This is a genomic window from Streptomyces sp. NPDC043726 (genome assembly GCF_056436565.1).
Map to the genome: position 1 here is coordinate 106,949 of NZ_JBWKCI010000017.1, position 23,847 is coordinate 130,795.

At 69.0% G+C, this 23,847-nt stretch carries 18 protein-coding genes; 9 read left to right on the top strand and 9 right to left on the bottom strand.

The annotated features are described in order from the left end of the window. Nucleotides 1-44: 44 nt before the first annotated feature. Nucleotides 45-1,358, bottom strand: coding sequence for an ABC transporter substrate-binding protein (locus AC068Z_RS36980; protein WP_478566220.1), 1,314 nt, complete (start codon nt 1,356-1,358; stop codon nt 45-47). A gap of 303 nt (nt 1,359-1,661) precedes the next feature. On the opposite strand from AC068Z_RS36980, the gene AC068Z_RS36985 reads away from it, so the two are divergent. The 4 genes from AC068Z_RS36985 (at nt 1,662) to AC068Z_RS37000 (ending at nt 9,317) form a co-directional block, all read left to right on the top strand. Further along, the gene (locus tag AC068Z_RS36985) at nt 1,662-2,678 is read left to right on the top strand and encodes a LacI family DNA-binding transcriptional regulator (RefSeq protein WP_478566223.1); all 1,017 of its coding nucleotides are present in this window, start codon (nt 1,662-1,664) and stop codon (nt 2,676-2,678) included. 652 nt (nt 2,679-3,330) lie between these two features. After that, nucleotides 3,331-6,267 (top strand): DEAD/DEAH box helicase, encoded by a 2,937-nt coding sequence (locus AC068Z_RS36990; protein WP_478566332.1) that lies wholly within the window; start codon nt 3,331-3,333, stop codon nt 6,265-6,267. A 56-nt stretch (nt 6,268-6,323) separates the two neighbouring features. Next, entirely contained in the window at nt 6,324-7,613 is a 1,290-nt protein-coding gene (locus tag AC068Z_RS36995) for an SWIM zinc finger family protein (RefSeq protein WP_478566226.1), read from the top strand. A gap of 363 nt (nt 7,614-7,976) precedes the next feature. Further along, nucleotides 7,977-9,317 carry a DUF2254 domain-containing protein gene (locus AC068Z_RS37000; RefSeq protein ID WP_478566229.1) on the top strand — a complete coding sequence of 447 codons (1,341 nt, stop codon included), beginning with the start codon at nt 7,977-7,979 and terminating at the stop codon, nt 9,315-9,317. A gap of 77 nt (nt 9,318-9,394) precedes the next feature. Here AC068Z_RS37000 and AC068Z_RS37005 read toward each other — a convergent pair whose 3' ends face one another. Then, nucleotides 9,395-9,886, bottom strand: coding sequence for an SRPBCC family protein (locus AC068Z_RS37005; RefSeq protein ID WP_478566232.1), 492 nt, complete (start codon nt 9,884-9,886; stop codon nt 9,395-9,397). After that, entirely contained in the window at nt 9,883-10,275 is a 393-nt protein-coding gene (locus tag AC068Z_RS37010; RefSeq protein ID WP_478566236.1) for an ArsR/SmtB family transcription factor, read from the bottom strand. Before AC068Z_RS37010 ends, AC068Z_RS37005 begins: the two co-directional genes overlap by 4 nt. 362 nt (nt 10,276-10,637) lie before the next feature. Here AC068Z_RS37010 and AC068Z_RS37015 point away from each other — a divergent pair, with 362 nt between their 5' ends. The 4 genes from AC068Z_RS37015 to AC068Z_RS37030 all read left to right on the top strand — a co-directional run bounded on the left by AC068Z_RS37015 (nt 10,638) and on the right by AC068Z_RS37030 (nt 14,189). After that, complete coding sequence (locus tag AC068Z_RS37015; RefSeq protein ID WP_478566239.1) at nt 10,638-11,180, top strand: barstar family protein; 543 nt, start codon at nt 10,638-10,640, stop codon at nt 11,178-11,180. Nucleotides 11,181-11,263: 83 nt separating this feature from the next. After that, a complete protein-coding gene (locus AC068Z_RS37020) occupies nt 11,264-11,668 on the top strand; it encodes a hypothetical protein (RefSeq protein ID WP_478566242.1) in 405 nt (134 codons plus the stop codon). 766 nt (nt 11,669-12,434) lie between these two features. Next, entirely contained in the window at nt 12,435-13,295 is an 861-nt protein-coding gene (locus AC068Z_RS37025) for an alpha/beta fold hydrolase (RefSeq protein ID WP_478566245.1), read from the top strand. Nucleotides 13,296-13,781: 486 nt separating this feature from the next. Further along, nucleotides 13,782-14,189 (top strand): ANTAR domain-containing protein, encoded by a 408-nt coding sequence (locus AC068Z_RS37030; RefSeq protein WP_478566248.1) that lies wholly within the window; start codon nt 13,782-13,784, stop codon nt 14,187-14,189. 671 nt (nt 14,190-14,860) lie between these two features. Here the strand turns inward: AC068Z_RS37030 and AC068Z_RS37035 are convergent. The 6 genes from AC068Z_RS37035 to AC068Z_RS37060 form a co-directional block, all read right to left on the bottom strand. Further along, a complete protein-coding gene (locus AC068Z_RS37035) occupies nt 14,861-16,336 on the bottom strand; it encodes a hypothetical protein (RefSeq protein ID WP_478566251.1) in 1,476 nt (491 codons plus the stop codon). 951 nt (nt 16,337-17,287) lie between these two features. Further along, nucleotides 17,288-18,022, bottom strand: coding sequence for a hypothetical protein (locus tag AC068Z_RS37040; RefSeq protein WP_478566254.1), 735 nt, complete (start codon nt 18,020-18,022; stop codon nt 17,288-17,290). A 448-nt stretch (nt 18,023-18,470) separates the two neighbouring features. Further along, nucleotides 18,471-18,974 (bottom strand): nucleotidyltransferase domain-containing protein, encoded by a 504-nt coding sequence (locus tag AC068Z_RS37045; RefSeq protein ID WP_478566334.1) that lies wholly within the window; start codon nt 18,972-18,974, stop codon nt 18,471-18,473. Between the two features lie 254 nt (nt 18,975-19,228). Beyond that, nucleotides 19,229-20,281, bottom strand: coding sequence for an alcohol dehydrogenase catalytic domain-containing protein (locus AC068Z_RS37050; protein ID WP_478566257.1), 1,053 nt, complete (start codon nt 20,279-20,281; stop codon nt 19,229-19,231). 27 nt (nt 20,282-20,308) lie between these two features. Beyond that, on the bottom strand, nt 20,309-21,316 hold the full coding sequence (locus AC068Z_RS37055; RefSeq protein ID WP_478566259.1) for an NADP-dependent oxidoreductase: 1,008 nt from the start codon (nt 21,314-21,316) through the stop codon (nt 20,309-20,311). Nucleotides 21,317-21,889: 573 nt separating this feature from the next. Continuing rightward, nucleotides 21,890-22,567, bottom strand: coding sequence for an adenosylcobinamide amidohydrolase (locus AC068Z_RS37060; protein WP_478566336.1), 678 nt, complete (start codon nt 22,565-22,567; stop codon nt 21,890-21,892). Nucleotides 22,568-23,632: 1,065 nt separating this feature from the next. Between AC068Z_RS37060 and AC068Z_RS37065 the strand changes: the two genes are divergently transcribed. Next, a complete protein-coding gene (locus AC068Z_RS37065) occupies nt 23,633-23,809 on the top strand; it encodes a hypothetical protein (RefSeq protein ID WP_478566262.1) in 177 nt (58 codons plus the stop codon). The last annotated feature ends 38 nt before the right edge of the window (nt 23,810-23,847 follow it).

Here is a 23,847-nt window from a genome sequence, read left to right on the forward strand (position 1 = left end):
CGAGGACGGACGGGCGGGCCCGGGCGGCCGGAGCGGTCGACGGGTCAGCCGACCGCCTTCTCGATGCGCTCCGCGGTGGTCTCCCACGCCTCGTCACGTGCGTTGCCCTGCTGCTCGATGAGAGTCAGCCCCTGGGAGAACAGGTCCTTGATCGTGCCGTCCTTGCGCCCGAGGACCTGCTTGTCCGGGATCTCCTGCGCGGCCGCGCCGAAGATCTCACCGATGGGGGCGTTGTTGAAGTACTCCGAGGTGATGTTCTTGACCTCGGGGCTCTCCAGCGCCTTCTGCGAGGACGGGACGCTGCCCTGCTTCTCGAAGATGTGCGCCTGCTGTTCCGGCGCGGTCAGCCAGGCGGCGAGCTTCTTCGCCTCCTCCTTCACCGGACTCTGCTCGACCACGCCGAGGAAGGAGCCGCCCCAGTTGGCGCCCTTGGGGGCCTTGGCGACGTCCCACTTGCCCTTGTTCGCCTCGCCGGCCTTCTCACCGATGTGGCCGAGCATCCAGGCCGGACAGACGGCCGTGGCGAACGTGCCGTTGGCCAGACCGGGGTCCCAACCAGGCTGGAACTGGCGCAGCTTGGCGCTCAGGCCGTCCTCGGCGGCGTCCGCGGCGAGGTTCCAGGCCTCCTTGACGGCCGGGTTCTTGTCGTAGATCAGCTCGCCCTGCGCGTTGTAGTACTGCTCCGGGTAGCCGTAGACCATGGCGTTGAACAGGCCGCTGGCGGCGTCCATGAACGCCACGTCACCGCCCTTGAAGTCCTTCTTGAAGGCGCGGCCGACCTCGACGTACTTCTTCCAGTCGCCCTCCCACAGCTTGGCGACCTCGTCGCGGTCGGTGGGCAGGCCGGCCTTCTCGAAGTAGTCCTTGCGGTAGCAGACCGCCATCGGGCCGATGTCGGTGCCGACGCCCAGGACCTTGCCGTCCTCGGTGGTGATCTGGGACTGCTTCCACGGCAGGAAGTGGTCGATGCCCGGCACGTCGGAGAAGTCCGCGAACTTGTCGGCCTGGGTGTCGACGATCTCCTTGGCCCGGCCGATCTCGATGCCCTGGATGTCCTTCAGGCCCTTGCCTGCCGCGAGGTGGGTCTGCAGCGCGGTGTAGTAGGTCTGCTCGTCACCGGCTATCTCGGCCTTGATCTCGACGCCCGGGTTCTCCTTCTCGTACTGCTCCAGCAGGCCCGTCTCCTTGAAGCCCATCACTCCGTACAGGCCGACGGTGATGACGACCTTGCCGTCCTTCTTGCCGCCGCCGGTGACGGAGTCGTCGCTGCCGCCGCAGCCGACGAGGAGTGCCAGCGCGCCGGTGGCCGCGACGGCCGCGAGCGCTCTGGTCCTTGATGACCTTCGAACAGTTGCCATGTTTCTTCCTCCAAGCGGCGGCGCTGACGCACCGGAGCAGCGGGTTCCGCGATCTACGGGGTAGGGCGTTTTGTCGGTGGGCACGTTCCCATCAGTGGGTGGGAACGTGCCCACCGGTGGATGGAAGACTCGTGGCAGGGATCGGCTATGTCAATAACTTGAAAACAATTCGTGACCCAAACCCGGGTGCGGTGTTCGGTTCGTGACGTTGGCGGGGGTGCAGTCCCCCGTCCCGCGTCTGCCACAATTGCCGCTGGTCACGTCCGCGGCCGGTGCCGCCGCGGCTGCTGCCGGGAGGAGCACATGACAGGGAACCGCCGTCCCACGATCAAGACAGTCGCCGCCCGGGCCGGGGTGGGTCGGACCACGGTGTCCCGCGTCATCAACGGCTCGGAACTCGTCAGCGCCGACGCGCGGGCCCGGGTCCTGGCCGCGATCAAGGAGCTGGACTACGTCCCCAACTCCGTCGCCCGCGGACTGGTCACCAACCGCACCAACGCCGTCGCCCTGGTCATCCCCGAGTCGGAGAGCCGGCTCGGCTCGGAGCCCTACTTCGCCGCCCTGATCCGCGGCGTGAGCGGCGCACTCTCCGAGACCCGCACGCAGCTCCAGCTGATGCTCGTCCGTGACCAGTCCGAGCGCGACCAGCTGGCCGCGTCGGTGGCGACCCGCCGGGTCGACGGCGTCCTGCTGGTCTCCGTCCACGCCCACGACCAACTGCCCGGCATGCTGGAGGAGATGGGCCTGCCCACGGTGCTGGCGGGCCGCCGCGACGAGAACGAGCCGCTCAGCTACGTCACCGCCGACAACGCGGGGGGCGCCGCCGCGGCCGTACGGCATCTGCTGGCCGGGGGCCGGCGCCGCATCGCCACCATCACCGGCGCCCTCGACATGGACGTCGGCCGCAGCCGCCTCGAGGGCTGGCGCGCCGCCCACGAGGAGGCGGGGATCGCGGCCGACGAACTCCTGGTCGAGGCGGGCGACTTCACCGAAGAGGGCGGTCGCCGGGCGATGCGTTCGCTTCTTGAACGTGCGCCCGACCTGGACGCCGTTTTCGCCGCCTCCGACCTGATGGCCGTCAGCGCCCTGAGCGAACTGCGCCGCCAGGGACGGCAGGTACCGGGCGACGTCGCCGTCGTCGGCTTCGAGGACTCCGTCCTCGCCCGCCACACCAACCCGCCCCTGACCACGGTCCGGCAACCGGTCGAGGAACTGGGACGGACGATGGCGGCGATTCTGCTCGACGAGATCAGCGATGTCGCCTCCGCTGAGCGGCAGTTGACGCTACCGACGGAGTTGGTGGTGCGGGAGTCGTCCTAGGCTGCGGCCTTGTGGGCAGGCTCGGTGAAGGACGCACTGGCTGTGACTGTGGCTGTGACTGCGGGTCTGGCGCGGTCCGGTCGGGCGGTCCGCGCTGCGCTGTCCGGTCGGTGCAGCCCTCAGGGGGCGCGCAGCTGGTGACGGCTAGAGCAGTCAGCGCCGGTGAAGCGCTGATACGCATCCGTGCGGGAATCGCTCAGCTGACCTCGATGCGGTCGAGTTCCGGTGCGCGGCGCGCCGCCTGCGGACTGTCGCGACAGGCATCAGCGGCCTTGACTTCTCGTGGTTCCCTGCAGCCGCTAAGGCGTCGTAGGAGAGTTCGGGGCCATGCGTGGGTGGTTGGTGCCTTGAGATGGGGCGGCCACGATCGCGGAGGGCTTCACCAGGAGGCGGTCCGCTCCACTAGCGTTGATGCAATCCGGCCGGTGCACCCACGGCACGGAGCGATCAGCGGCAGAGGAACCAGACGATGGCCACGGTCTACCGCGTGGTGACCACGAACGACAAAGGTCAAGAGCGGAGCGCTCGGTACTTCGACGTGGACGGCCGGGAGATCGACGATCCCCACCTGCCCGAGGGGCTCATCCCTGCCGCCCGACGGCGGACGGTGGATCCGCCCGCCACGCCGGAGCCACAGCCGGGGCCGGAGCAGGTGTCAACCGTTCCCGGAACTGTCGTGTTCAACCCGGCGTGGTGGGGGGACCTGCGGCGGTGCACGGCTGTGTTCCTGCCGGGCGATCCTCCGCGCTCAGGACGGATCGCCTTCCATGCCTCGAACGGGCGGCTGCCGACCGGTGCCCCCACCGAAGAGCTCGTGGTGGTTGTGCCGCACGGTCGCGGCGGACGGCGACGGACCGTTCCCGCGGTAGTGTGTCCGCTCGCCGACGCTCTTCCGTTGCTGCTCGACGAGCCGCCGGAGCGGCTCACCCCGACCGGCGCCGCGTGGCGCCATGCGGCCCTCTACGCGCTGTACATGGCCGGTCGTGGCCTGTTGCTGCCCGGGCTGAGCGCCGGCGGGTACGACGCCTGGCGGCTCGGTCCGTTCTCGCACGAGGACGCCGGGTGGGTCCGGGCCCTGGCCGGATCCCTTGACCCCGCCGCGTACGCCACTCCGTTACCGCGGGCCGGGCATGGACGTACGCCGTTGCTGCTGCAGCATCCGTACGACCGGCTGCGTCTGTTCCTGGACGCTGTGGCCGACTTGCTGCCGCGTACGCCCGCCGCTGCCGCCGCGGCAGGGCAGGCCGCGTTCGCCGGTCGGGAGCCCCGGCATCTGCCCGGGCTGTGGGGCTGGGCAGCCAAGGTCGCCAACGGGCGAGACGCCGGCGTCAAGCTCTCCCTCCGCTTCGAACTGCCGGACACCGGTCAGCACTTCGACGGCGCGGCCGATGACAGGGGCGCCGCCGACCGCCACGGCACGATGGTGCGCTGTGTGCCTCAGGTGCACTCGCTGGCGGATCCCTTGCTGTTCGCCGACCTCGTCGCGGTGCGCAGCGGAACCGCGGACGGATTCAGCTCTGGAGACCGTGCTCGCGTCGATGCGATGTTGCGGGCGGCCGCCGAGGTCTGGCCCGCACTCCTCGGGCTGCTGGAGCCCGCCGCGCCGGATGCTCTGGATGTGGACGACGACGCTTTTGTCGCCTTGCTGGACGACTGCATCGGCGCCTTGGCGCGGATGGGCGTGTCGGTGCTCCTGCCGAAGGACCTGGTCCAGGACCTCGGCGTACAGGCAGTCCTCGAGCCCGCGAGCGGATTACCGGACGAAGAACCGGAGGGATCGGGGTTCTTCACAGCCGACGCGCTGCTCTCCTTCCGCTGGGAGCTGGCGGTGGGCGACCGCACTCTCACCCCCGCGGAGCTCGACCGGCTGGCACGGGCCGGGCGCCCGCTGGTACGGCTGCGGGACCAGTGGGTGGTGGTCGACGACGCGCTGGTACGCAAAGCCCGGACGCGGCCGCGTGAGCTGGGCGCCCTGGAGGCACTGACGGCCGTCCTCACAGGCGAAGTGACAGCAGAGGACGGAACCTTCACCCCGGTGCGGCCCAACGGCTGGCTTGCCACCCTCAGGGACCGGCTGACCGCACCTGAGCACGCCGCGGATGCCGAACTGCTGCCTCCCGCCGGGCTGGAGGCCACCCTGCGCGGGTACCAGCTGCGTGGCCTGGCCTGGCTGGACCGGCTCACCCGCCTCGGCCTGGGCGCCTGCCTCGCGGACGACATGGGGCTGGGTAAGACGATCACCGCCATCGCTCTCCACCTGCGCCGACAGGAGGATCCGCGGACGGACTGCGGCCCCACCCTGGTGGTGTGTCCCGCCTCGCTGCTCGGCAACTGGGGGCGGGAGATCGACAGGTTCGCGCCCGGCACCCCCTGGCGGCGCCATCACGGACCCGCGCGGGACCTCGGGGGCCTCCGGCCCGGGGAGATCGTCCTCACCACGTACGGCACACTCCGCCAGGACCTGTCCCGCCTCCGCGAGGCCGGACCGTGGGGGCTCGTCGTGGCCGACGAGGCGCAGCACGCCAAGAATCCCGCCTCGGTCACCGCCAAGGCCCTGCGTGCCCTCCCCGCCCAGGCTCGGGTCGCTCTCTCCGGCACACCGGTGGAGAACAACCTCACCGAACTCTGGTCGCTCCTGGACTGGGCCACGCCTGGCCTGCTCGGCCCGCTCCGCGCCTTCCGGGACCGCTACGGCCGGCCCGCCGAACGCGTCGCCCGCGGCAGCGAGGCCGAAGCCGACGCGGCGGCCGCCGACCGGCTGGGCCGTCTCATCCGCCCCTTCGTGCTGCGCCGCCGCAAATCCGACCCGGGCATCGCCCCCGAACTCCCGTCCAAGACCGAGACCGACCACCCCGTCCGGCTGACCCGGGAACAGACCGTGCTGTACGAGGCACAGGTGCGAGAGTCGCTGGACGAGATCCGCAGCGCGCAGGGCATCACCCGGCACGGCCTGGTCCTCAAACTTCTCACCGCCCTCAAACAGATCTGCAACCATCCCGCCCACTACCTGAAGGAGGACACAGCGGCCCGCCTCACCGGACGCAGCGGCAAACTCGAACTCCTCGACGAACTGATCGACGTCCTCCTGACCGAGAACGCGTCCGTACTGGTCTTCACCCAGTACACGCGGATGGCGCGGATACTCGAGTCGCATCTCGCCCGGCGCGATGTGCGGACACTGCTGCTGCACGGCGGGACGCCGGTGCACCGCCGCGAGGAGATGGTCGACGCCTTCCAGCGAGGCGAAGTCCCGGTGTTCCTGCTCTCACTCAAAGCGGCCGGCACCGGCCTCAATCTCACCCGGGCCTCCCACGTCGTCCACTACGACCGCTGGTGGAACCCCGCCGTCGAGGACCAGGCCACCGACCGCGCCTACCGCATCGGCCAGACCCAGCCGGTCCAGGTCCACCGGCTGGTCACCGAAGGAACAGTCGAGGAGCGCATCGCACAGCTCATCTCCTCCAAGCGCGACCTGGCGGACTCCGTGCTCCGCGGAAACGGGCGAGAGGCCGCGATCAGTGACCTGACCGATGACGAACTCGCCGACCTCGTCGCCCTGCACGGCACGGCAGATCGGAGCAGCCGATGAGCCGCAACGGCACAAGGAAGCGTCACGCCGGGCTGGTTCTCCCCAAGGAGCCCGCAGTGTCGGGACAACGGAAGCTGACGAACCGGCCATGGGGCATCCTGTGGATCGCCTCCTTGGAGAGTTCCCGTGGACGGGACTCCGGGCAGGCGGCCCGGCTCGACCGTGCCCTCAGCTATGCCCGGCGCGGGGCGGTCGGAGACATCACCGTGCGCGCGGGCGAATTGTCCGCCCGGGTCACCGGTAGTGGCCGCCACCCGTACCGGGTAACCCTCCGCGTCCCCGAGCTTCCCCAGGCGGACTGGGACCGGCTGATCGAGGCATGGTCGGACGACGTCGACGCCGCCGCCGAACTGTTTCGAGGGGAACTCGGCGAGGCCACCGCACGTATCGCTGCCTTCGAAGACATCGCCCTGGTTCCCCGGCCCGGCCTCACCGACTACGAGTGCACCTGCCCTGACTGGGGCTTCCCCTGCAAACACGCGGCCGCCGTCTCCTACCAGTACGCCCGGGCCATCGACGCCCGCCCCGACGCGCTCCTGCTGCTCCACGGTCACCTCTTGGACTCGGTGCGTGAGGAAGCAGCGCTCCGGTGCGCCGAACGCGAGGCCGCCACTGCTGAACAGGCCGCCCAAGAGGCGGAACTGGCCACGGCCTGCAGGGCTCGCGCAGTCCCGGCCGGCGAGGCGTTCGCGCGGGCCAGGCGGGACGGCGGGCTGCCTGCCCTGCCGACGCTGCCCGCCCCGCAGACCGGCCCCGCCCTCGCCGGCGCCGCCATCGGGCCTTTCCCGGATCCGGGCCACAAAGACAGCCTTGTACATCCCGACCGGCTGCGCACGCTTGCCGACGACGCCGTACACCGTGCCGCCGCTGCCTATCGCCATGCCCTAGCCGCTGGAGGCGCCCCCTCCGCCCAGCTCTGGCTCTACAGCGACTCCTGGCGGGACACCGTCCGACGCGCGGCACGAGCGGACGGCGACCTTCGCGTCGTCGGCCGTCTGCTGAACAGTTCCGACCAGGCACGTGCCGGGCTCGCGCGGGCAAGCGTGGCGTGGAGGTACGGGGGCGAACCCGCGCTGGCCGTCCTCGACGGAGGCCAGGTGCCACCACGTGGCGCGGAGACGGCGGCACGCGAAAGACTTCTCACCACGCTTCCTGGCCTGAGCCGCCCTCCCTCGCTGCGCCGCACCGGCGGCCGCCTCCAACTGGTCGGCCACGGCATCGAGTTGCGGTACGGACCGGACGGTCTCTGGTACCCGTTCCGTAAAACGTCCGGCCAGTGGTGGGCGGCGGGCCGGCCCTCCCCGGACGCGGTGGAGGCTGTGCTGCCAATCCTGGCAGGGAGCTGACGGGCGGGGCGGAGGGCACACGGCCGAAGCGGTACGAGCACGGGTCCACGGCTGGTCCGCGTCGCTCGGTTCGGCCGAACCCCCGTTGCCGGCCCGGGGTTCCCACCACGTGGTGGCGTCTCACGCCGACCTGCCTCGCGGCCGGGCACTGCTGGCTCTCGCTCGACGACGCCCAGCGGGGTATGCCGAACACTCGTCCGCGGCGGCCGGTTCGATGGGCTGTGCGTTGGTGTGCCGCCTTTTCGTCGGCCTCGTGGTACGAGGACAGAGCACGGTGACGTGTCCGTGTGGGCGCGACACGCGGGCTCGGAGCAATCGCGTGATCGCAGCGGTTCGGTGCGGCAGTTTGCCTATCGTCTAGCCATGAACGTCAGGGACGTCGGTCCGGGTGTGCCTCGTCGGCGGTTGCCGTGGCCGCGCGGAGAGCAGTTGCGGGATTCCTTCTGGTTCGCACCGACCGCGGCCATGGCGGCTGTCTTCTTTCTCTGGCTCGCGGCCAGCGAACTGGACGCCGCCATCGTCGAGGCGTTGAAACGGGACGGCGACCTGGAAATGCTGACGGAACTCCAGCGGTTCGCCGATGACGCGAAGAGCGTCGTGAGTGCTGTCAGCGCCGCGATGATGACGTTCATCGGTGTGGTTTTCAGTATCTCCCTGGTCGCCGTGCAGATGGCGAGTGGCCAATTCACTCCCCGCGTGGTGCGGCTGTTCGTCCGCAGCCGCATCACGAAGGCGACCTTTGCGGTGTTTCTCGCCACCTTCGTTCTGACGCTGCTCGTGCTCACTTCCTACGACAGTGCGCCCAACCCGAGCGCGGTGACGTCCGTCCCCTTTGTTCAGGCTTTCCTCACCGTGCTCATGGTCGGGCTGAGCCTGCTGCTCTTCGTCCTCTACGTGAACACCACCCTGCGATTGATGCGGATCAGCCACGTCATCGCGCGGATCGCCCGGGAGTCCCTGCGAAGCTTCTCGTCCATCCCGGGGACTTTGATGGACCCCAGCCCTACCCCACAGGCTTCGCCGACGGCGTGGATCCGTCATGACGGTCCTGCCGGAGTGCTGCATGAAGTCCACACCGACCGGCTCGTACGCGCCGCGCGCAAGCACGATGTAGTCCTGCGGCTCATCCCAAGGATCGGAGACTTCCTAGTCCCCGGCACACCCGTGCTGGCGGTCTACGGCAATTCCCTTCCCGTGAGCCAAGACCTGCGGCACACCATGTCGACGGGCGTCGAGCGCACCTTTCACCAGGACATTTCCTTCGGTCTGCGTCAACTATCCGACATTGCCCTGCGCGCCATGTCGTCCGCCATCAACGACCCGACGACCGCCGTACAGGCGTTGGACAGGGTCGTTCAGTTGCTGTCCACCTTGAGCCACTGGCCTTTGCACACCGCCTGCTATCGGGACAGCGCGGGCGAGGTGCGGCTGATTCGTTCTGTTCCCTCGTGGACCGAGCTGGTAGATCTCGGACTGGCAGAAGTGCGGGGCTGCGCTGTTGGCAGTCCGCAGGTCTCGCGGCGCATGCTGGCGGGAATCGACGATTTGCTGTCCACTGCGCCGCAGGACCGGCACGCACCCTTGCTGCGCCACCGCGAACTCCTGCAACAGTCCGTGGCATCGGGGACCCCAACCGCGGCTGATCGCGCTTTCGCCCTGATGCCAGACCGTCAAGGAATCGGCGGAACGCACCTGTCTGCGTAGCCTGCGCCTTCAGATCAGGTGGAGTGGGAGGCAACGTTTGCGTCGAGCGGCGCACACTGACGGAAGTTGGCGCCGGTTCAGGCCAAAGAGTCGTAATACGCCTTCTGGGCGGGGTAGTAGTCCCCGAAGTCCGGCTGGGGCCCGCCGCTACGTGAGGCGGTGAGCATGTCCAGGTAGTACTCCCAACCGGGACCGGTCGCGCCCAGCTGTTCGGTCGAGGCGAGATGATGAATCAGTTGGAGCTCGGTGGTGCCGTCCGTCTCGGTCAGCAGCAATTCGAGCAACCAGGAGCCGGCCTCGTCCTCCATTGACACGGCGAGACGACGGGGCGGTTCACATGCTTCGATGCGCATCGGGCACCAGGGTGCCGACTCCTCGAACGCCATCTGCACTTCGACGGTGCGGCCTGGCCCGGACTCGCCGCGCCAGGGCCCGAACCAGCGGGCGGTGCGCTCCGGCTCGGTGACGCTTGCCCAGACGTCGTTCGCGGAGGCGCGGTAGGTGCGGGTGAGGACGAGGTCGTATCCGGACGGCGTGGCTTGGAGTCGTCCAGTGGGTTCAGGGGTCATGCCGTGTCCTTCCTGGAGCTGGGCGTGGTCGGCGAGTTGCTGTCAGGCTCGGTCCGTTGGCGGTCCCTGCGCGTGCGGTGGACCTCGGTCTCCAGCGCCGCCAGACGCTGCGACCAGCCGGGCTGCCGGGTGTCGAACAGGGCGAGCCATGTGGCCAGTTGGCTCAGCCTGCTGGGTACGAGCGAGTACCGGCGGTGGCGTCCCCTTGGTTCGTCCTGGACCAGACCGGCCTCACGCAGTACCCGCAGATGGCGGCTCACCGCAGGCCGACTGATGGGAAACCGGGCAGCGATCTCTCCAGCCGGCAGGGGGGTGTGGCGCAAGAGGAGCATGATCTCCCGGCGCACCGGATCGGCGATGGCCTCGGCTACCTCGCTCAGGTCGTCCACATCAGGAAGTGTAACCTGGCGGTTACGCATCTGCTGGAATCCCTGCGAGGACGGGATCTGGCTGAACGCGGTGCCAGCCGAGGCGCTGATCCCCCTGGGGCTGCTACCGGCCCCGAACTCGGTCGCTTACGTCCAAGGCCCCACAGTTGGTCCGACAGGCCCGGAAGCATCGGAAAGGCCGACGGCTACGCTGGCAACGCGAACTGGGGTAACGACAAGTCCCAGTTTCCCGGGGCAAATACAAGGAATGGGACGTCAATGCCAGGGTCGACCTCCCGCAGGATGACTCCGGTCCCGCGTATTACACGCCTGACCACTACGGCACTTTCTACTGCGTTGGTCAATTCACAGGGTGATCAGAAATGACAGGCTTCGACATCACGGGGACCGGCGAGCCCTGGGTCGTCTTCGCACCGCAGGCAGACGCCGAGATCCGTCGGCAGTTGGCTGCCCTGAAAGCGCGGGGCGGACGTGTCTACCGTCTCGACAGCCGCGAGCTGGTGACTGAGCACGGTATCTACAAGGCGTTCGCCGAAGCTCTAGAATTTCCGGGCTACTTCGGCAGGAACTGGGATGCCATGGTGGACTGCCTGGACGATCTGTGCGGCGCAGTGACTGGCGGGGTCGGGATCGCAGTTGTCATTGATGGCGCGGATCGATTGCTCGGGACGGAGCACTTCCCCCTCTTCGTCTCGGTTCTCTGCCAAGGAGCGGATCGCGCGAACTCGGCGGTGGACCTGGATGGATTCCCCCTGGGCCGCGCTGCCGTCGCGGAGCACTTCGTGTTCCAGTTCAGTGCCTTCGATCCCGACAAGATCGAACTCCGTGTGGGCCAGCCGTGCCTGACCGTCACCACGGGGGAGGGGTACGTCGGGGTCGCGCTCAATCCCGAGGAATGGCATTGATGCCGAGCCCCGCGGAGTACCGGAGTCTGAGCGCGGCAGCGTCCGTTGGAGGTGTGTCCGCCGGAAGAGGAGTCGTGGCAAGGATGCTCGAACTGCTTGATCAGATCAATCAGCAGCGGGCGGCCCACTTGGCGATGGATTTTGCACAGCATGTGCTGGACGTTCCACGGGCGGAGATCGATGACGAGGTGATGGCCACCTGCCAGGAACGCATCACGGCCGCCCACGAGGCGATCGAACTGGGCGAGGCCACCCCCGGGCTGCTCACGGCGCACGAGCGGCTTTACGAGGCCGCCGAGCGGTGGGAGGGCCAACCGGAACCTTCTCGCACAGGGAGCGGGGCTGACGGCGCAGGCCGTAAGGGTGGGCACCGAGCGGCTGCTGGACAAGGCGAAAGGACGTGTGCCGGGCACCCCGCTGCGCTGTGCGGACGTCACCCGCGAGCTGCAGGCAGAGGTCGGCCGCTGGTATGCGCACCGGATCCCTGACGGTGCGGACGAACGGCTTGTCGCACGCCGTGCCCGCTGGGAAGAGGCCCGCTGGCAGGTACAGCACATCCTCGCCACGGAGCCCGCCCCGGGCGGCGACGGGGACCGGAGTCGCTCGGTCGGGCGATGAACGGAACCTGTGAAGGGCACTGAGCCGGACCGGGAGAGCGGGGCGAGCTTGCCGGGCATTGACGACCCCGCCGAGTGGGACGCGGCGTACGAACGCCGTAGGCCTATCCGTCCGGAGTCACCCAGACCCATCTGCGTCGGCGAGGGATCCGGGCCGTGACCCCACAGCCCGCCGACCGGACCGTAAACCGCAAGCGCCTCGGACGCCACGGAGGCAAGGCCACCAGCCGTCGACCGCGAGGTATACGAGCAGAGCCCCAGCTGACCCCGCCGCGCCGGACTGCTGTCAGCCCGCAGCCGTTGCTGACGCGGCCGGTAGGCGCGTTGTACGCGTCAGGGCCGTGGCCTCCGACGTGGGCCCCTCGACGGCGCCCACGAAGAAATCGTCGAAGCAAGCCTGCACGAAGTGCGCGAAGAGACCGGCGTCGTGGCCGACCGGGCGACGTAGACGTCGAGATGCGGGTTCGAGTGCTGACAGAAGGGCACCTTGTCCTGACCAGAGTTGGCCAGGGCCTTGGCCAAGCCCTCGATGAGCACCCCGGCTTCTCGGCCATCCAGATGACGCGTCGGGGCCCTCCATGGGCATGGGGGACGGCGGGGCATCGCGGACCGAGTCGCGTATAGGAAGGGGCATTTCATGTTTGAGGAGTTCGCCACCAGGACGGTGCGCACGGGTGAGGCGTCCGTCTTCGTTCGGTACGGGGGTGAGGGCCCGCCGCTCCTGTTGTTGCATGGCCACCCGCGGACGTCGGCTACCTGGCATCGGGTGGCGCCCATCCTGGTACGGCGGGGCTTCACCGTTGTCTGTCCCGACTTGCGCGGCTATGGGCGATCCCGTGGCCCGGCGCCCGCTCCAGACCACGTCCCGCACTCCAAGCGTGTCGTAGCGGAGGACATGGTCGAAGTCATGCAGGCGCTCGGGCATCAGCGCTTCGGGCTGGTCGGCCACGACCGTGGGGCCGCCGTGGCGCTCCGGCTCGTGCTGGACCACCCCTCCGCGGTGACCCGGGTGGCATTCGTGGACGGTCTGCCGCTGAGCGAGCATCTTGCTCGGGCCGACGCCCGTTTCGCCACCGCGTGGTGGCACTGGTTCTTCTTCGCCCAGCCAGAAATCCCCGAGCGCGTCATCAACGCCGATCCCGACGCCTGGTACCGCGGCGACCCCGAGGCCATGGGCCAGGAAAACTACGACGAGTGGCGGGCCGCCACCAGGAATCCGGACGTCGTCCGCGCCATGTTGGAGGACTACCGTGCCGGCATCACGGTGGACTGCCGACAGGAGGAGGCCGACCAGGGCCGAGGAGCACGGATCGGCTGCCCGGTTCTGGTCCTGTGGTCTCTCCGAGACGATTTGGAGGACCTCTACGGCGACCCTCGCGCCATCTGGCGTGACTGGGCCGACGATGTGCGCGGCCACGGTATCGACGCCGGCCACCATGTGGCCGAGGAAGCTCCCGGCCCGCTCTCCGCCGCCCTGGGCGACTTTTTCAAGGACTGACACTGCTTCGAGTGGCCGCTGAACGGCAGGTGTTGTCCCCAATGGCCGAGGAACTGCCCGAGACCAGTCTACGAACGCGGGGCTGACCCGCCTTGTCGCGCACGAGATCGACCACCTCGACTGGTTGCGTACCTCAACTGGATGCGGCCCGGCGTCGAGCCCTTGCCCGTTGAGCAGGCGAGTAGCTACTGCGGCGACGCCAGATGCCTCGCTGGCCCATGCTCGGAGAGCATCTGTTCCCGTTGTCGGCCCGGCAGGGCAGCACTCCAGCTCCGCACCACAGTCCTGACACATCGCGGAGTACCTGACGGACTCGAAAACGGCCTCCGCCATCTCCCACCCCCAACGAGGACGCGGTTAAACGACGGGTTGAGTGCCTGTATGTGCACTACTGGTGGCTTTTGCCGGATGTGTAGTGATAGCTCCGGGAGGGGTACATTGCCTGGCGCACGGTGTGCTGAAGCGGGTATCGGGCAGGCGTTTGATATGCGACCTCCCCAGCATCGATACAGGCATGATCGCTTTGGATCGGCTCATGCGTCCCGTGTGAGTGAAAGCTGTGCAGCGGAGAGTGTGAGCGGGGACGGCGTCCGTCCGGATGAAGCAGTGGAGTTGCAGCGGGAGAATGAGCAACTCAAGCATGCGATGGAGAGCCGACCGGCCATCGACATGGCCCGTGGCGTCCTGATGGCGGGCTTCGGCTGCAAGCCGGAGGAGGCATGGGAGATCCTGGTGACCGTCTCCCAGCACGCCAACATCAAACTGCGGGAGGTCGCCGAGGCGATCAACTCGGCCACGACCGGGAAGCCGATGCCGGTACCGCTGCGGGAGCATCTGATGATCGCCGTGCAGTCCTGGCAGTCGACCGGACATGAGCGCGGATCTTCTGGGTAGTCGGGATGCCTGGATGGGGAGGTCGAAGCGGCCCTTCCCCTGACGCGTTGTGCCAGCCAGAGGGTGAGTTGCTCGGGGCGGCGACATAGGCCGGGACAAGGCCATGGGGATGGCGTCGGCCTTGAGAAGGCGCAGTCCCATTGGCGTCGTATGCTGCCTGGCTGTCCGCTTCTGCGGGAACTTCGGTGTAGCCGGCCAAGGGCACCGCCGTGCCCCACAACCACCGGCGCCGTGTTCGTCTCGCGACCTCGTTCCCGCGGCTGCTCCGCGTCGAGGTCGGGACCTGCACCTCGCCGACCTCGACGCCGACGACGCCACCCGGATCGTGGGGCTGTTGCCGGTCTTCGAGGTGGCCATACCGCGCGGCACTGGATCCGGCAGCCCACGACAGCTGGGGCTGGGGGTCGTACCGGCGGGCAGTGGTCACGTTGTGCCTCCGATGGTGAAGGCCGTAGAGGCTCCTCCTGGTGGAGGTGTCACTTCGTTCTTGCCAGCGGGCCGGTCGACGCGTGCGCGGGAGAGGACACCGTCCCGGTCGTCAGGCGTTCGCCGTCGTGCAGCGGATCGTTGGCACGGAATTCTGACCGGCACGAGCGGCACGAAGAGCCCCACCCGGCAGCCCGACGTCCCGCACTGTCCTGATCCGGTAGCAGAGACGCGCAAATCGAGCGTCACAAGCCTGCGAGGGCGAGCAGCCGGTACATGCCTGTGGTTGGCAGGTTGGGGTTTGCGGCCGCGGCGGACGCGACGTATTCGGACGGATCAGCCAGCAGCCGTATCAGCTCGTCGGCCGGAAGCCTGGGATGGGTCGCGATGGTGCGACGCACCCTGTGGTCGGGGTCAGCTGCCAGGCGGCGCGCCAGTTCGAGTGGCAGGTCGGGGTCGCGTGGGGCCAACTGCCTCATTCTCGGGTCAGTGTCCGTGGCCAGGCGTCGAAGTACGTATGTCGGCAGGGGAATGTCGTCGGCCGGACGCCACCGGACTTTCTTGTCAGGGCGGGAAGTCCGGTCGATGCGCTCGGCGGTGTCGGGATCGATCTGCTCTCGGGCGTGGAGAGCCATCGTGGTGCGGACGCTGCTCTCCTCGTCGTTGAGGAGTCGTGCGACGAGCGGCGGTGGGAGGTGGTCGGACATCGCTGCCGAGGCGCGGAAGCAGGCGTATGGCGAGTCCACGTAGGGCAGTGGGTCGGTCGTCACCCAGGGCAGGCGCAGTGCTCGAAGTTCCGCGCGGGCTATGTCGCCCATGAGTTCCCGTTCGAGAGCGTCGTCGTCCAGCGCTTCGTGGTTCGTGAGCGAGCCCCATGGGGGGACGTCGTCGGACAGGATTTGTGCGTGGATCGCGGCTCGAGTCGGCTCTGGGGTGTCCTGACGGGCGAAGACACGGAGCGCGACGCGCAGGTTGGGATCCTGCGCGAGCTTGTCGCGCAGTGCCGCTGGGAGGTCGGGGTGCTGCGCGAGTTGCTCGCGCACCTCGTCGTTCGGATCCTCGGCCAGCCGGCGTGCGGTGGCGTTGTCCAGCGTGCAGTGGCGTACCGCCCCGGCGCGTGTGACCGGGTCGGCCAGCAGCTCCGGGACCAGGTCTGCCGGCGGAACAGGATGGGGAACTCGGCGGAAGTAGGTCGCGCAGGCCCCGGCTCGTACTGAGTCGTCGGGATCTGTCAGCAGCAGTCGGCGCACCGGTTCCGGGGCCGTCGTCCACCATTGGGCAAGCGTTGCCCGGACCTTTGGGTGCGTGTCCGCCGCCAGCCGGGCCCTCAGGTCTGCCGGCACGTGATCGCTCTCCGCCAAGTGCTCGCGAACCTGCGGGTCAGCGTCACCGAGCAGCCGTTCGAACAGTGCTCGTGATGCGCCGTCCGCAGCAACGACTACAGCCCTGCGAATCGCGGGATCTGGGTGCTCGGCGAGCATCATCCGGAACGCTTGTGGGATGTTGCGGTTGAGGGCGAGCGAGTGTGTAAGCCAGTGATCGTCGGTGGCAATGATCTCGGCGATCACGTCCTCGCTCAGGTCCGGCCGCTTGGCCACCCCGCCAAAGCCCTTGCGATGGCCGAGGAGGCGGCGCACGAGCTCGGCTGGCAGCGAAGGGTTCTCCGCGAGCCCGTCCACCACCTTGGCGAGATGCACCGGCGGCAGTATGGCGTCGGACATGGCAAGCGGCGTCCCTTCTGCCGTGGTGATCCGATCACCGAGTTTCTCACGCGAGTTCGTTGAGGGCTCAGGCGATTACCACCGGCACTGCCTTCGTTCTGCGGGGTCGAGGCGGCGCGTGTCTCTCAGGAGGGGAGTGGGGTGGGGCGGTCTGCGAGGGCTACGGCGCGCGCGGTCCCCGGCCCCGGTCCGGCCCAGCCGAGCCGTCGTGCTGCCGTCAGGCGATCAGCCTGGGCGTTTTCCCCAGGTCTGGTGGCACAGGTCCACGATTTCTGAAGAGGCGACTCCATCCGCGCGGTGGCATAGGTCGTGCATCTGCTGAGGCCGGACCGGTGACGATGGCGGGACCGGCGGCTGCGCGCGTGGCCGCGGATGCACCTTGGGCTGCGCCCCGCGCTGGGGCGCTGCGGGACGGGCGTGGGGCGCGGGCCGCGGCGGGGGAGCTTCGGTCTGGGGAGGCTGCGAGGGCACTGCGGAGCGCCGTTCGGGAGAGGCGTGTTGGTGTTGGGGCTTGTTGCGCGGCGGGCTTGGTTCAGCCCGTACCAGGGCGGAGTCTGGTGCAAGAGCGGTCACGGGTGTGGTGGGCGGCGGCACGGGCCGGTGGGGGAAGGCTGGGACGGGCACGCCCTGCGGGCGGCCGTCGGGCTGGGACGTGCCGGGAGGCACGGTGACGCAGCCCGTGACGCTCAACAGGCCAAGGCAAAAGGGTCAGCGGGCGAGGCGGCATCAGTCCACTGTGCTGTACCGCGGATGCCGACAGGCGGCACCGCACAGCTGATCACCGCAAGGAGGGACTCCCGTGTCCGTGTGCTGACGGGCACTCAGTCCGTCCGCCCGGCGCCCCGCCCGGTGGCTGCGGGGCGGGTCAGGCCCCGGCGCGAGGTCGGGCGGTGGCGTGGGGCGGCTTGCGCTGTTCGGTGCTTCATACAGGCCTGGTGCGAATCTTGCGTCCTACGAGGAGGTGCCCGCGATCTCTTCGATGGTGACGCTGTCGCCGTCCGCGGGCTGCTCGGGTGCGACCTTGTCGCCGTAGTTGCTGAAGGTTGTGGTCTGCGGGGTTTGGCCGCCTTCGACGACGGACTTGAGGATGTACGGCTCGCCTTCGGCGGCGACGAACAGGGTGTGTGTCTCGTCGCCGGACTTCTTGGTGAGCTTGACGGCCTGCGTCCCGTCGACCTCGGCGGTGCCGTCCTTCTTCATGCCCTGTCGTTCGGACTTGTCCTCGTCCAGGGCGGCGACCAGCTTCTGCTTGTCGCACATGCCGGCCATCTCGTCGTCCTGGCCCGGAATCTTGACCCACTTGCCGGCCGCCTTGTCCACGGCAGTGTCCGATCCCGGTTGGCCCTTGAGGCTGGTCTGCCAGTACTTCTCGTCGCCCTTGAGATAGAGGGTCTGGCCCGTGCGCCGGACCTCGGCCTTCGCGCCGGCCTGGGTGATGGTGCCCTGGCAGTTGCTCTGGTTGTCCACCGCCATGTCGATGGTCATGCTCTGGCCTGACTCTTCGACCTGGCCTTTCATGCGCATGGAATCGGCGTCCCTGGTCGCCTCGACGGCCTTCGCCGCGATCGCATCCGCGCTCTCTCCCTCGAACGCGTTCTCGGCGCTGTCGTCGGAGCCGCAGCCGGCCGCGCCTAAGGCGCAAATGCCGGCCACTGTCATTGCTGCGACCCGCCTGTTTACACGCATGCTGTGCTCCCTCGTCCGTCCTGTGGGCTCATCTGTCGGGCGCGCCACTTCAGTGGTGCCGGCGACGCCGTGATCGCGCGGTTACCCCGCTCTTCACACCGAAAGCCTGGAACGTCCCATTCCGGAACTAGGGTCAGGGTTGGAGCATGTGAGGAATCGGCCGTTCTCGCAGTTGACAGGGGTGTACGCCGGTCGAATGCGTGTTGCCGCCTCGTGTGGACGGCAGTCGCAACGCGGCTGTGTATTGCCCCACGCCTCAGTACGCTCAGCTCTGGGGAGACGGCGGGATATGTGCAGCCCGGGTCCGCCTTGTCCACCTGCGCATCCCTGAGGCGCCGAGGGCTTCGCGTCGTTTTTGCTCGTCGGGGTCGGGGACGGGCCGGCAGACAGGCTGGGAAGGCCCGCTGCTGGGGACGCCATCGAGGACCCGGCGGCTTGGCATCAGTCCTCAGAAATGGGTGGCAGTCCCAAAGGCTCGGCGGCGTTGAGCCATGTCATGCCGATCACGGTCCGTTGGCTCGTATCCCTGATGGAAGTAGACCTGCTGCTCGGCGGACAGACACGGAACCCTCGTCCCCTTGATCGTTCCTGTTACGAAGCACGAGGAGGGATAGATGAAAGGTCGCTCTGGTTCGGGTGACGCCTGCGCCGCCGAGCCGTCGTCTCCAAAAATGAGGGGATGAAGGTCGATCTCTCGGCCATCCGGGGCCGTGACGACGAATCGAATGGGCCTCCAGTTCAGGCTCTCCACGAAACCCGCCGTGCAGAGGGCTGCCACCGCGGCAGCTTCCTGATCTTGTCGATGCATCAGGTCCAGGTCGCGATGGTCTCGGGTCTGCTCGCGTACCAGCTCGCGTACCAGAGCATCGATCCCCCACCCTCCGCCGACCCAGACATCCACCCCTGCCCGTCGCAGCAGAGCCAGGACAGACAACACGTCTTCAGCAGTCATCACGCGACGGAGGCTAGAAGCGATCGCCTCGGACAGCGAACCAATTCCTCGATGGCAGCCAGCCCGGTAACCGCCCTGCCGAGCCCCAGGTAAATGCCACATTCAGTGCGAATCATGGACGCAGATCTCGCCATCCGAATGGAGACCGTGCCGCGCCCGGGCACGGCCGACTTGGCTGCCTGCGGCCGGCCCGGGGCGAGGCCCCGACCCCCGCAGGGCGGTCTCGTCACGGGCTGGTCGCCGGCGCGAGCGGATCAGCAGGTGGGGTCGAGGAGGATCTTGCGAACCCCGTCGGAGCGTTCGGCGAACAGGTTGTAGGCCGCCGGGCCCTGGGAGAGGGGGAAGCGGTGGGACACCACGACCTCCGGCTTGATCCGGCCGGCCTGGGCGAGGGCGATCAGGGTGGGGAGTTCGTAGTGGATCGAGCACAGCCCGATGGCGAACTCCAGCTCCTTGATCTGCGCCAGGCCCATGTGGAAGGGAAACGCCTTGTTCTGGCTGACGCCGATGACGCTGACCCGGCCTGCCTGCCGCACGGTCTTGAGGGCCAGCTCGATGGTGGCGTCCGAGCCCACGGCCTCCACCACCGCGTCCGGACCGCGCCCGCCGGTCATGTCCCGCACGGCGGCCTTCGCGTCCTCACCCTCGACCGGCTCGACCCCGAGGCCGGCGGCGAAGGCGCGGCGCTCCGCGACCAGGTCCGCACCGAGCACGCGTGCGGCGCCCATCGCGAAGGCGGACTGGGCCGCCATCAGACCGACCGGGCCGAGGCCGATGACCAGAACGGTCTCGCCGGGCTGGATGCGGGCGCGGCGGCAGCCGTACCAGGCCGTCGGGGCGTTGTCCGTCAGGACGACGGCGGCCTCGTCGGAGATGCCCGCTGGCAGGTGCACCAGGTTGATGTCGGCGTACGGCACCGCGAGGGCCTGGGCCTGGCTGCCGGGGAGCTGCGGGCTGACTCCGTAGCAGAGCTCCGTGCTGGACTTGGCGCGCTCGCACCGCGCGGTGAACCCGGCCGCGCACGACCGGCACCGGGTGCAGCCGGCCGAGGCGGGCACCAGGACCCGGTCGCCCGGCTTGAACCGGCTCACCTGGTCGCCGGTGTCGACGACCACACCGACACACTCGTGCCCCGGCGTGTAGCCCAACTCCGAACTGAACGGGTTGCCGTGGAAGATGTGCAGGTCGCTGCCGCAGATGCCGGCTGTGGTCACCTGGACGACCGCGTCAGTGGGGCTGGCCACGGCCGGGGCGGGGACATCGCCGTAGCGGATGTCATGACGGCCGTGGTAGGTCAGTGCCTTCATCGGCTTGCTCCCTGCCCTCCCGCCCGCTCAGTCCGCGATCTTCAGCACGAGCTTGCCGTGGTTCTCACCACGGAACAGCCGCATCAGGGTGTCGGGGAAGGCCGCCACTCCACCGGAAGCCACGTCCTCGCGGGACTTCAGCCGCCCCTCCGCCCGCCACGCGGCCATTTGCGCGATGCCCTCGCCGTAGCGGTCGGCGTAGTCGAAGACGACCATGCCGGTCATGGTGGCCCGATTGACCAGCAGCGAAAGGTAGTTGGCGGGGCCCTGCGGCTGGGTGCTGTTGTACTGGGAGATCGCTCCGCAGACGATGACGCGGGCACCCCGCGCCAGCCGCAGCAGCACAGCGTCCAGGACGTCGCCGCCGACGTTGTCGAAGTACACGTCGACGCCGTCGGGAGCGTGTTCGCGCAGCGCCTTGCGGATGTCCTCGTTCTGGTAGTCGATGGCGGCGTCGAACCCGAACTCGTCGATGAGCATTCGGCACTTGGCCTCGCCGCCGGCGATGCCTACGACCCTGCAGCCCAGGATCTTGGCGATCTGACCGACGACGCTGCCGACCGCCCCCGCCGCACCGGAGACGACGACCGTCTGCCCCGGCTCGGGGCGCCCGATGTCGATCAGGCCGAAGTAGGCCGTCAGGCCCGACATGCCGAGAGTGCCGAGATACGTGGGCAGGGGGGCCGCCGCCGGATCGACCTTGGTCACGCCGTTCCCGTCCGACAGGCAGTACTCCTGCACACCGAACGACCCCGTCACGTGGTCCCCGACCGCGAAACCGGGATGCCGCGAGGCGATCACCCGGCCCACGGCCCCGGCGCGCATGACCTCACCGATCTCCACCGGGCGGATGTAGGACCTGCCCGCGTTCATCCAGCCGCGCATCGCGGGATCGATCGACAGACAGAGCACCTGCACCAGGAACTGCCCGTCGCCCGGCTGCTCGACCGGCTCCTCCGTGTGCTCCCAGTCGGTCGGCTGCGGCTCTCCGACAGGTCGTGCAGCCAGGCGCACCTGGTGGTTGATGCTGCTCATCGTCGGCGGCTCCTCAGACGGTTGCGTGGGACAGGTGGCGCGTCACGTCCGGCAGGTCGTCCGTGGTGCACTGAGATGGCCACATGGCATACCAGCCGGTCGGTATGGTCGGTGAGCGTATCGGGGGCGAGGCGGGGGAAGCAAGAGGCGCCGGTCTCGACGAGACCTGGGAGTGGAGGCGGGTGGCCGGATGCGTGCGCGTCACTCGTCGGCCCGTTCCTGGCGGGGGCTCGCGTGGGCTCCGGTGGGTGGTCGGGACCGGCAGATGCCCGGAGTGTGGGCCTGCTCGGGCCTTGGGGTGGCCGGCGGCGTCTGCCGTGGAGCCCTGCTGCCCGCAGGCCCCCGAAAGCGCCGCGCCGCCCTGGCTTGACCGGGACGGCCCTGCCCAGACGCGGCGCGGACCCCTCCTCGTGCCGGTCTATCCCCGGCGGGGCAGACAGCCTTACGTCGGGCACCTCGGCCGACCTCTTCTTCTGCACGGCGTGCGCGAGGCTCAACGCCAGGCGCCAGCCGCCGGCCGCCGGTGCGGCAGAGGCGATTGCGGCGCAGTCGCCGTAGGTCGTGGCCGATCTGTCAGCGCGCCGCAGCTATGCGTACCGACTCATGGACGGCCCGCGCCAGCCGGGCGCCCCACACGGAGCGGGGGCCGGCGAAGGCATGGGGCTCCTCGCCTGGGCGAGCAACGCGCGTGGCGATACAGACGGCGTCGGTGGGCGTGCCTGAGCAGTCGTAACCGCTCTCCAGCAGTGCCTGAACCTTGGCTTCGGTGGCCGTGGCGACCGCGTTGACCAACGCTGAGTCGGTCAGCGCCACCGGGAGGGCGGCGATGATGTTGATGGTGCCCGGAGTCGTCCCCTCGGCCATGCCGGGGGCCGGGGAGGCGGCCCACCCGCGCACGCCCAGCCCAGCGGTGGTGACCGCCTCCACGCCTCCGTCGTGCGCGCTCCCGTACGCCTGGACGGCCGCGGCGGTCATCAGGCCGACCCCCTCTCCGCGCGCGTCGGCGTCGCGTGCAAGGCCGGCGAGGTGACGTTCGGGGTCGGTGCGGCGGTATCCGTGGGAGACCTGCGCGTTCATCACCCAGGCGCGCTGGCCGATGCCGCCGCCCAGGACGGCGCTGCTGATCATGCGCCAGCCGGTGCCCGCCCGCCACAGCAGGGCGCCCAGGTGCTCGCCGTCCTCGACGCGGGTGAGCAACTGAAGGGGCAGGGCAGCGCCGGGCGTGGTGCGCGGCGGCGGAATGGCGGTCAACGGACAGAACTCCTCACAGCGGCGGCGGAACCCGGTGATCGTACGCAGGCCGCTGTGGCGGGCCGCGCACCCCCCGGCCTGGGCTGCGGTGTCTTTCATCGAGTGCGGTGTGGGGGAGGGAGAGAAAGCGTTGGCACAGCGGATCGCGACCTCATCGTCCCTGCGGAGGCGAGGGCCGGGGTGAGGTCCGCGTCACCTCGGTGCGGAGGTGCCACCGGCTTTGCCGACCGGCAGGGACGGCACAGGGCGGCGTACGTCCTCTCGCCATCTCTGAGCTCCGGGCGGCGCCGTCCAGGAAGTTCTGGATTCGCTCGTCGCCGTGCTCGAGGCGCATAGGGGTGAATGTACGCCTGGCACGAACTGGTGGTGGTCGGAGCGATGCCCGCCTTGCCCTTCCACTCCGGTTCGGCCAGGTTGAACACCGACTGCGGCAGGTTCTTCTCGGGGACCTGGTCGACGTTGTGGACCATGGTGCGCGAAGGACCCAGTCCCCGCCCCTCGGCCGGGTAGGCGGATGGCACCATGTCCATCACCTCGTCCGGCCGACCGGCCAACAGATCCCCGGCCACCGCTCCAACGCGCCGACCTCCTGGGGCGAGGAAGACGTCCGCGGGCGTTCGGCTTCCCCCTACGGCAACTTCGCAGCCAGGGGGCGGTAAACGCCGTAGGGCACCTCGACGGTGATGCCGCTGCCCCGCTACAAGGTGTCCAGCACCGGTTTGACCAGGGACTCGCTCCGACGTTGTAGACCGTGATCTAAGTGTCGGCGGCCTGCCCGACCAACTGCGCTCCCTGACTCCCGCCACCGCAGGTCGTAAGGCTCCGTGTCAGACCGCTGACGGCGACTCAGGTGACCACTTACGGGCTGTTACTCGGATACTCCGCACGCGGTGCTCCGGTGATCGCCGTGGCCGGTGTGCGGGCGGGGGAGGGGTGTGTGGTGTGGGGTGGTGCAGGCTCATGGTGGGAGGCCGGATTGCGTGTTCGGGCATTGTGTGTTCGGGCGTTTGCGGGGCATCCGCAAGGGACACGGGCGACGAGCCCCAACCCGAAGGGATCCACACCATGTTGGCCATCATCTCCGCAGTGCTGTTCTTCATCGCGTTCCTGATCAACGCTGCTGACATCTCCACCAACGACGCCTTCAGCTCGACGAATGTGATGCTGCTCGGGCTGACCACGCTTGCTCTGCATCTCGCAGGTATCGGCAGCGGTTGGTCGCGGAGTGGCCGCAGACGCTGACGCCGCCCGGCGGGCACGCCGGTGCCCGCCGGGCCCGC

Excerpts from the sequence above, each read along its gene's own strand:
- AC068Z_RS37040 (WP_478566254.1), bottom strand. The coding sequence starts at position 18,022 with ATGCGTGTAAACAGGCGGGTCGCAGCAATGACAGTGGCCGGCATTTGC.
- AC068Z_RS37055 (WP_478566259.1), bottom strand. The coding sequence starts at position 21,316 with ATGAGCAGCATCAACCACCAGGTGCGCCTGGCTGCACGACCTGTCGGA.
- AC068Z_RS37050 (WP_478566257.1), bottom strand. The coding sequence starts at position 20,281 with ATGAAGGCACTGACCTACCACGGCCGTCATGACATCCGCTACGGCGAT.
- AC068Z_RS36980 (WP_478566220.1), bottom strand. The coding sequence starts at position 1,358 with ATGGCAACTGTTCGAAGGTCATCAAGGACCAGAGCGCTCGCGGCCGTC.
- AC068Z_RS37045 (WP_478566334.1), bottom strand. The coding sequence starts at position 18,974 with ATGACTGCTGAAGACGTGTTGTCTGTCCTGGCTCTGCTGCGACGGGCA.
- AC068Z_RS37030 (WP_478566248.1), top strand. The coding sequence starts at position 13,782 with ATGCGACCTCCCCAGCATCGATACAGGCATGATCGCTTTGGATCGGCT.
- AC068Z_RS36985 (WP_478566223.1), top strand. The coding sequence starts at position 1,662 with ATGACAGGGAACCGCCGTCCCACGATCAAGACAGTCGCCGCCCGGGCC.
- AC068Z_RS37000 (WP_478566229.1), top strand. The coding sequence starts at position 7,977 with ATGAACGTCAGGGACGTCGGTCCGGGTGTGCCTCGTCGGCGGTTGCCG.
- AC068Z_RS37025 (WP_478566245.1), top strand. The coding sequence starts at position 12,435 with ATGTTTGAGGAGTTCGCCACCAGGACGGTGCGCACGGGTGAGGCGTCC.
- AC068Z_RS37020 (WP_478566242.1), top strand. The coding sequence starts at position 11,264 with ATGCTCGAACTGCTTGATCAGATCAATCAGCAGCGGGCGGCCCACTTG.
- AC068Z_RS37065 (WP_478566262.1), top strand. The coding sequence starts at position 23,633 with ATGTTGGCCATCATCTCCGCAGTGCTGTTCTTCATCGCGTTCCTGATC.
- AC068Z_RS37005 (WP_478566232.1), bottom strand. The coding sequence starts at position 9,886 with ATGACCCCTGAACCCACTGGACGACTCCAAGCCACGCCGTCCGGATAC.
- AC068Z_RS37035 (WP_478566251.1), bottom strand. The coding sequence starts at position 16,336 with ATGTCCGACGCCATACTGCCGCCGGTGCATCTCGCCAAGGTGGTGGAC.
- AC068Z_RS37015 (WP_478566239.1), top strand. The coding sequence starts at position 10,638 with ATGACAGGCTTCGACATCACGGGGACCGGCGAGCCCTGGGTCGTCTTC.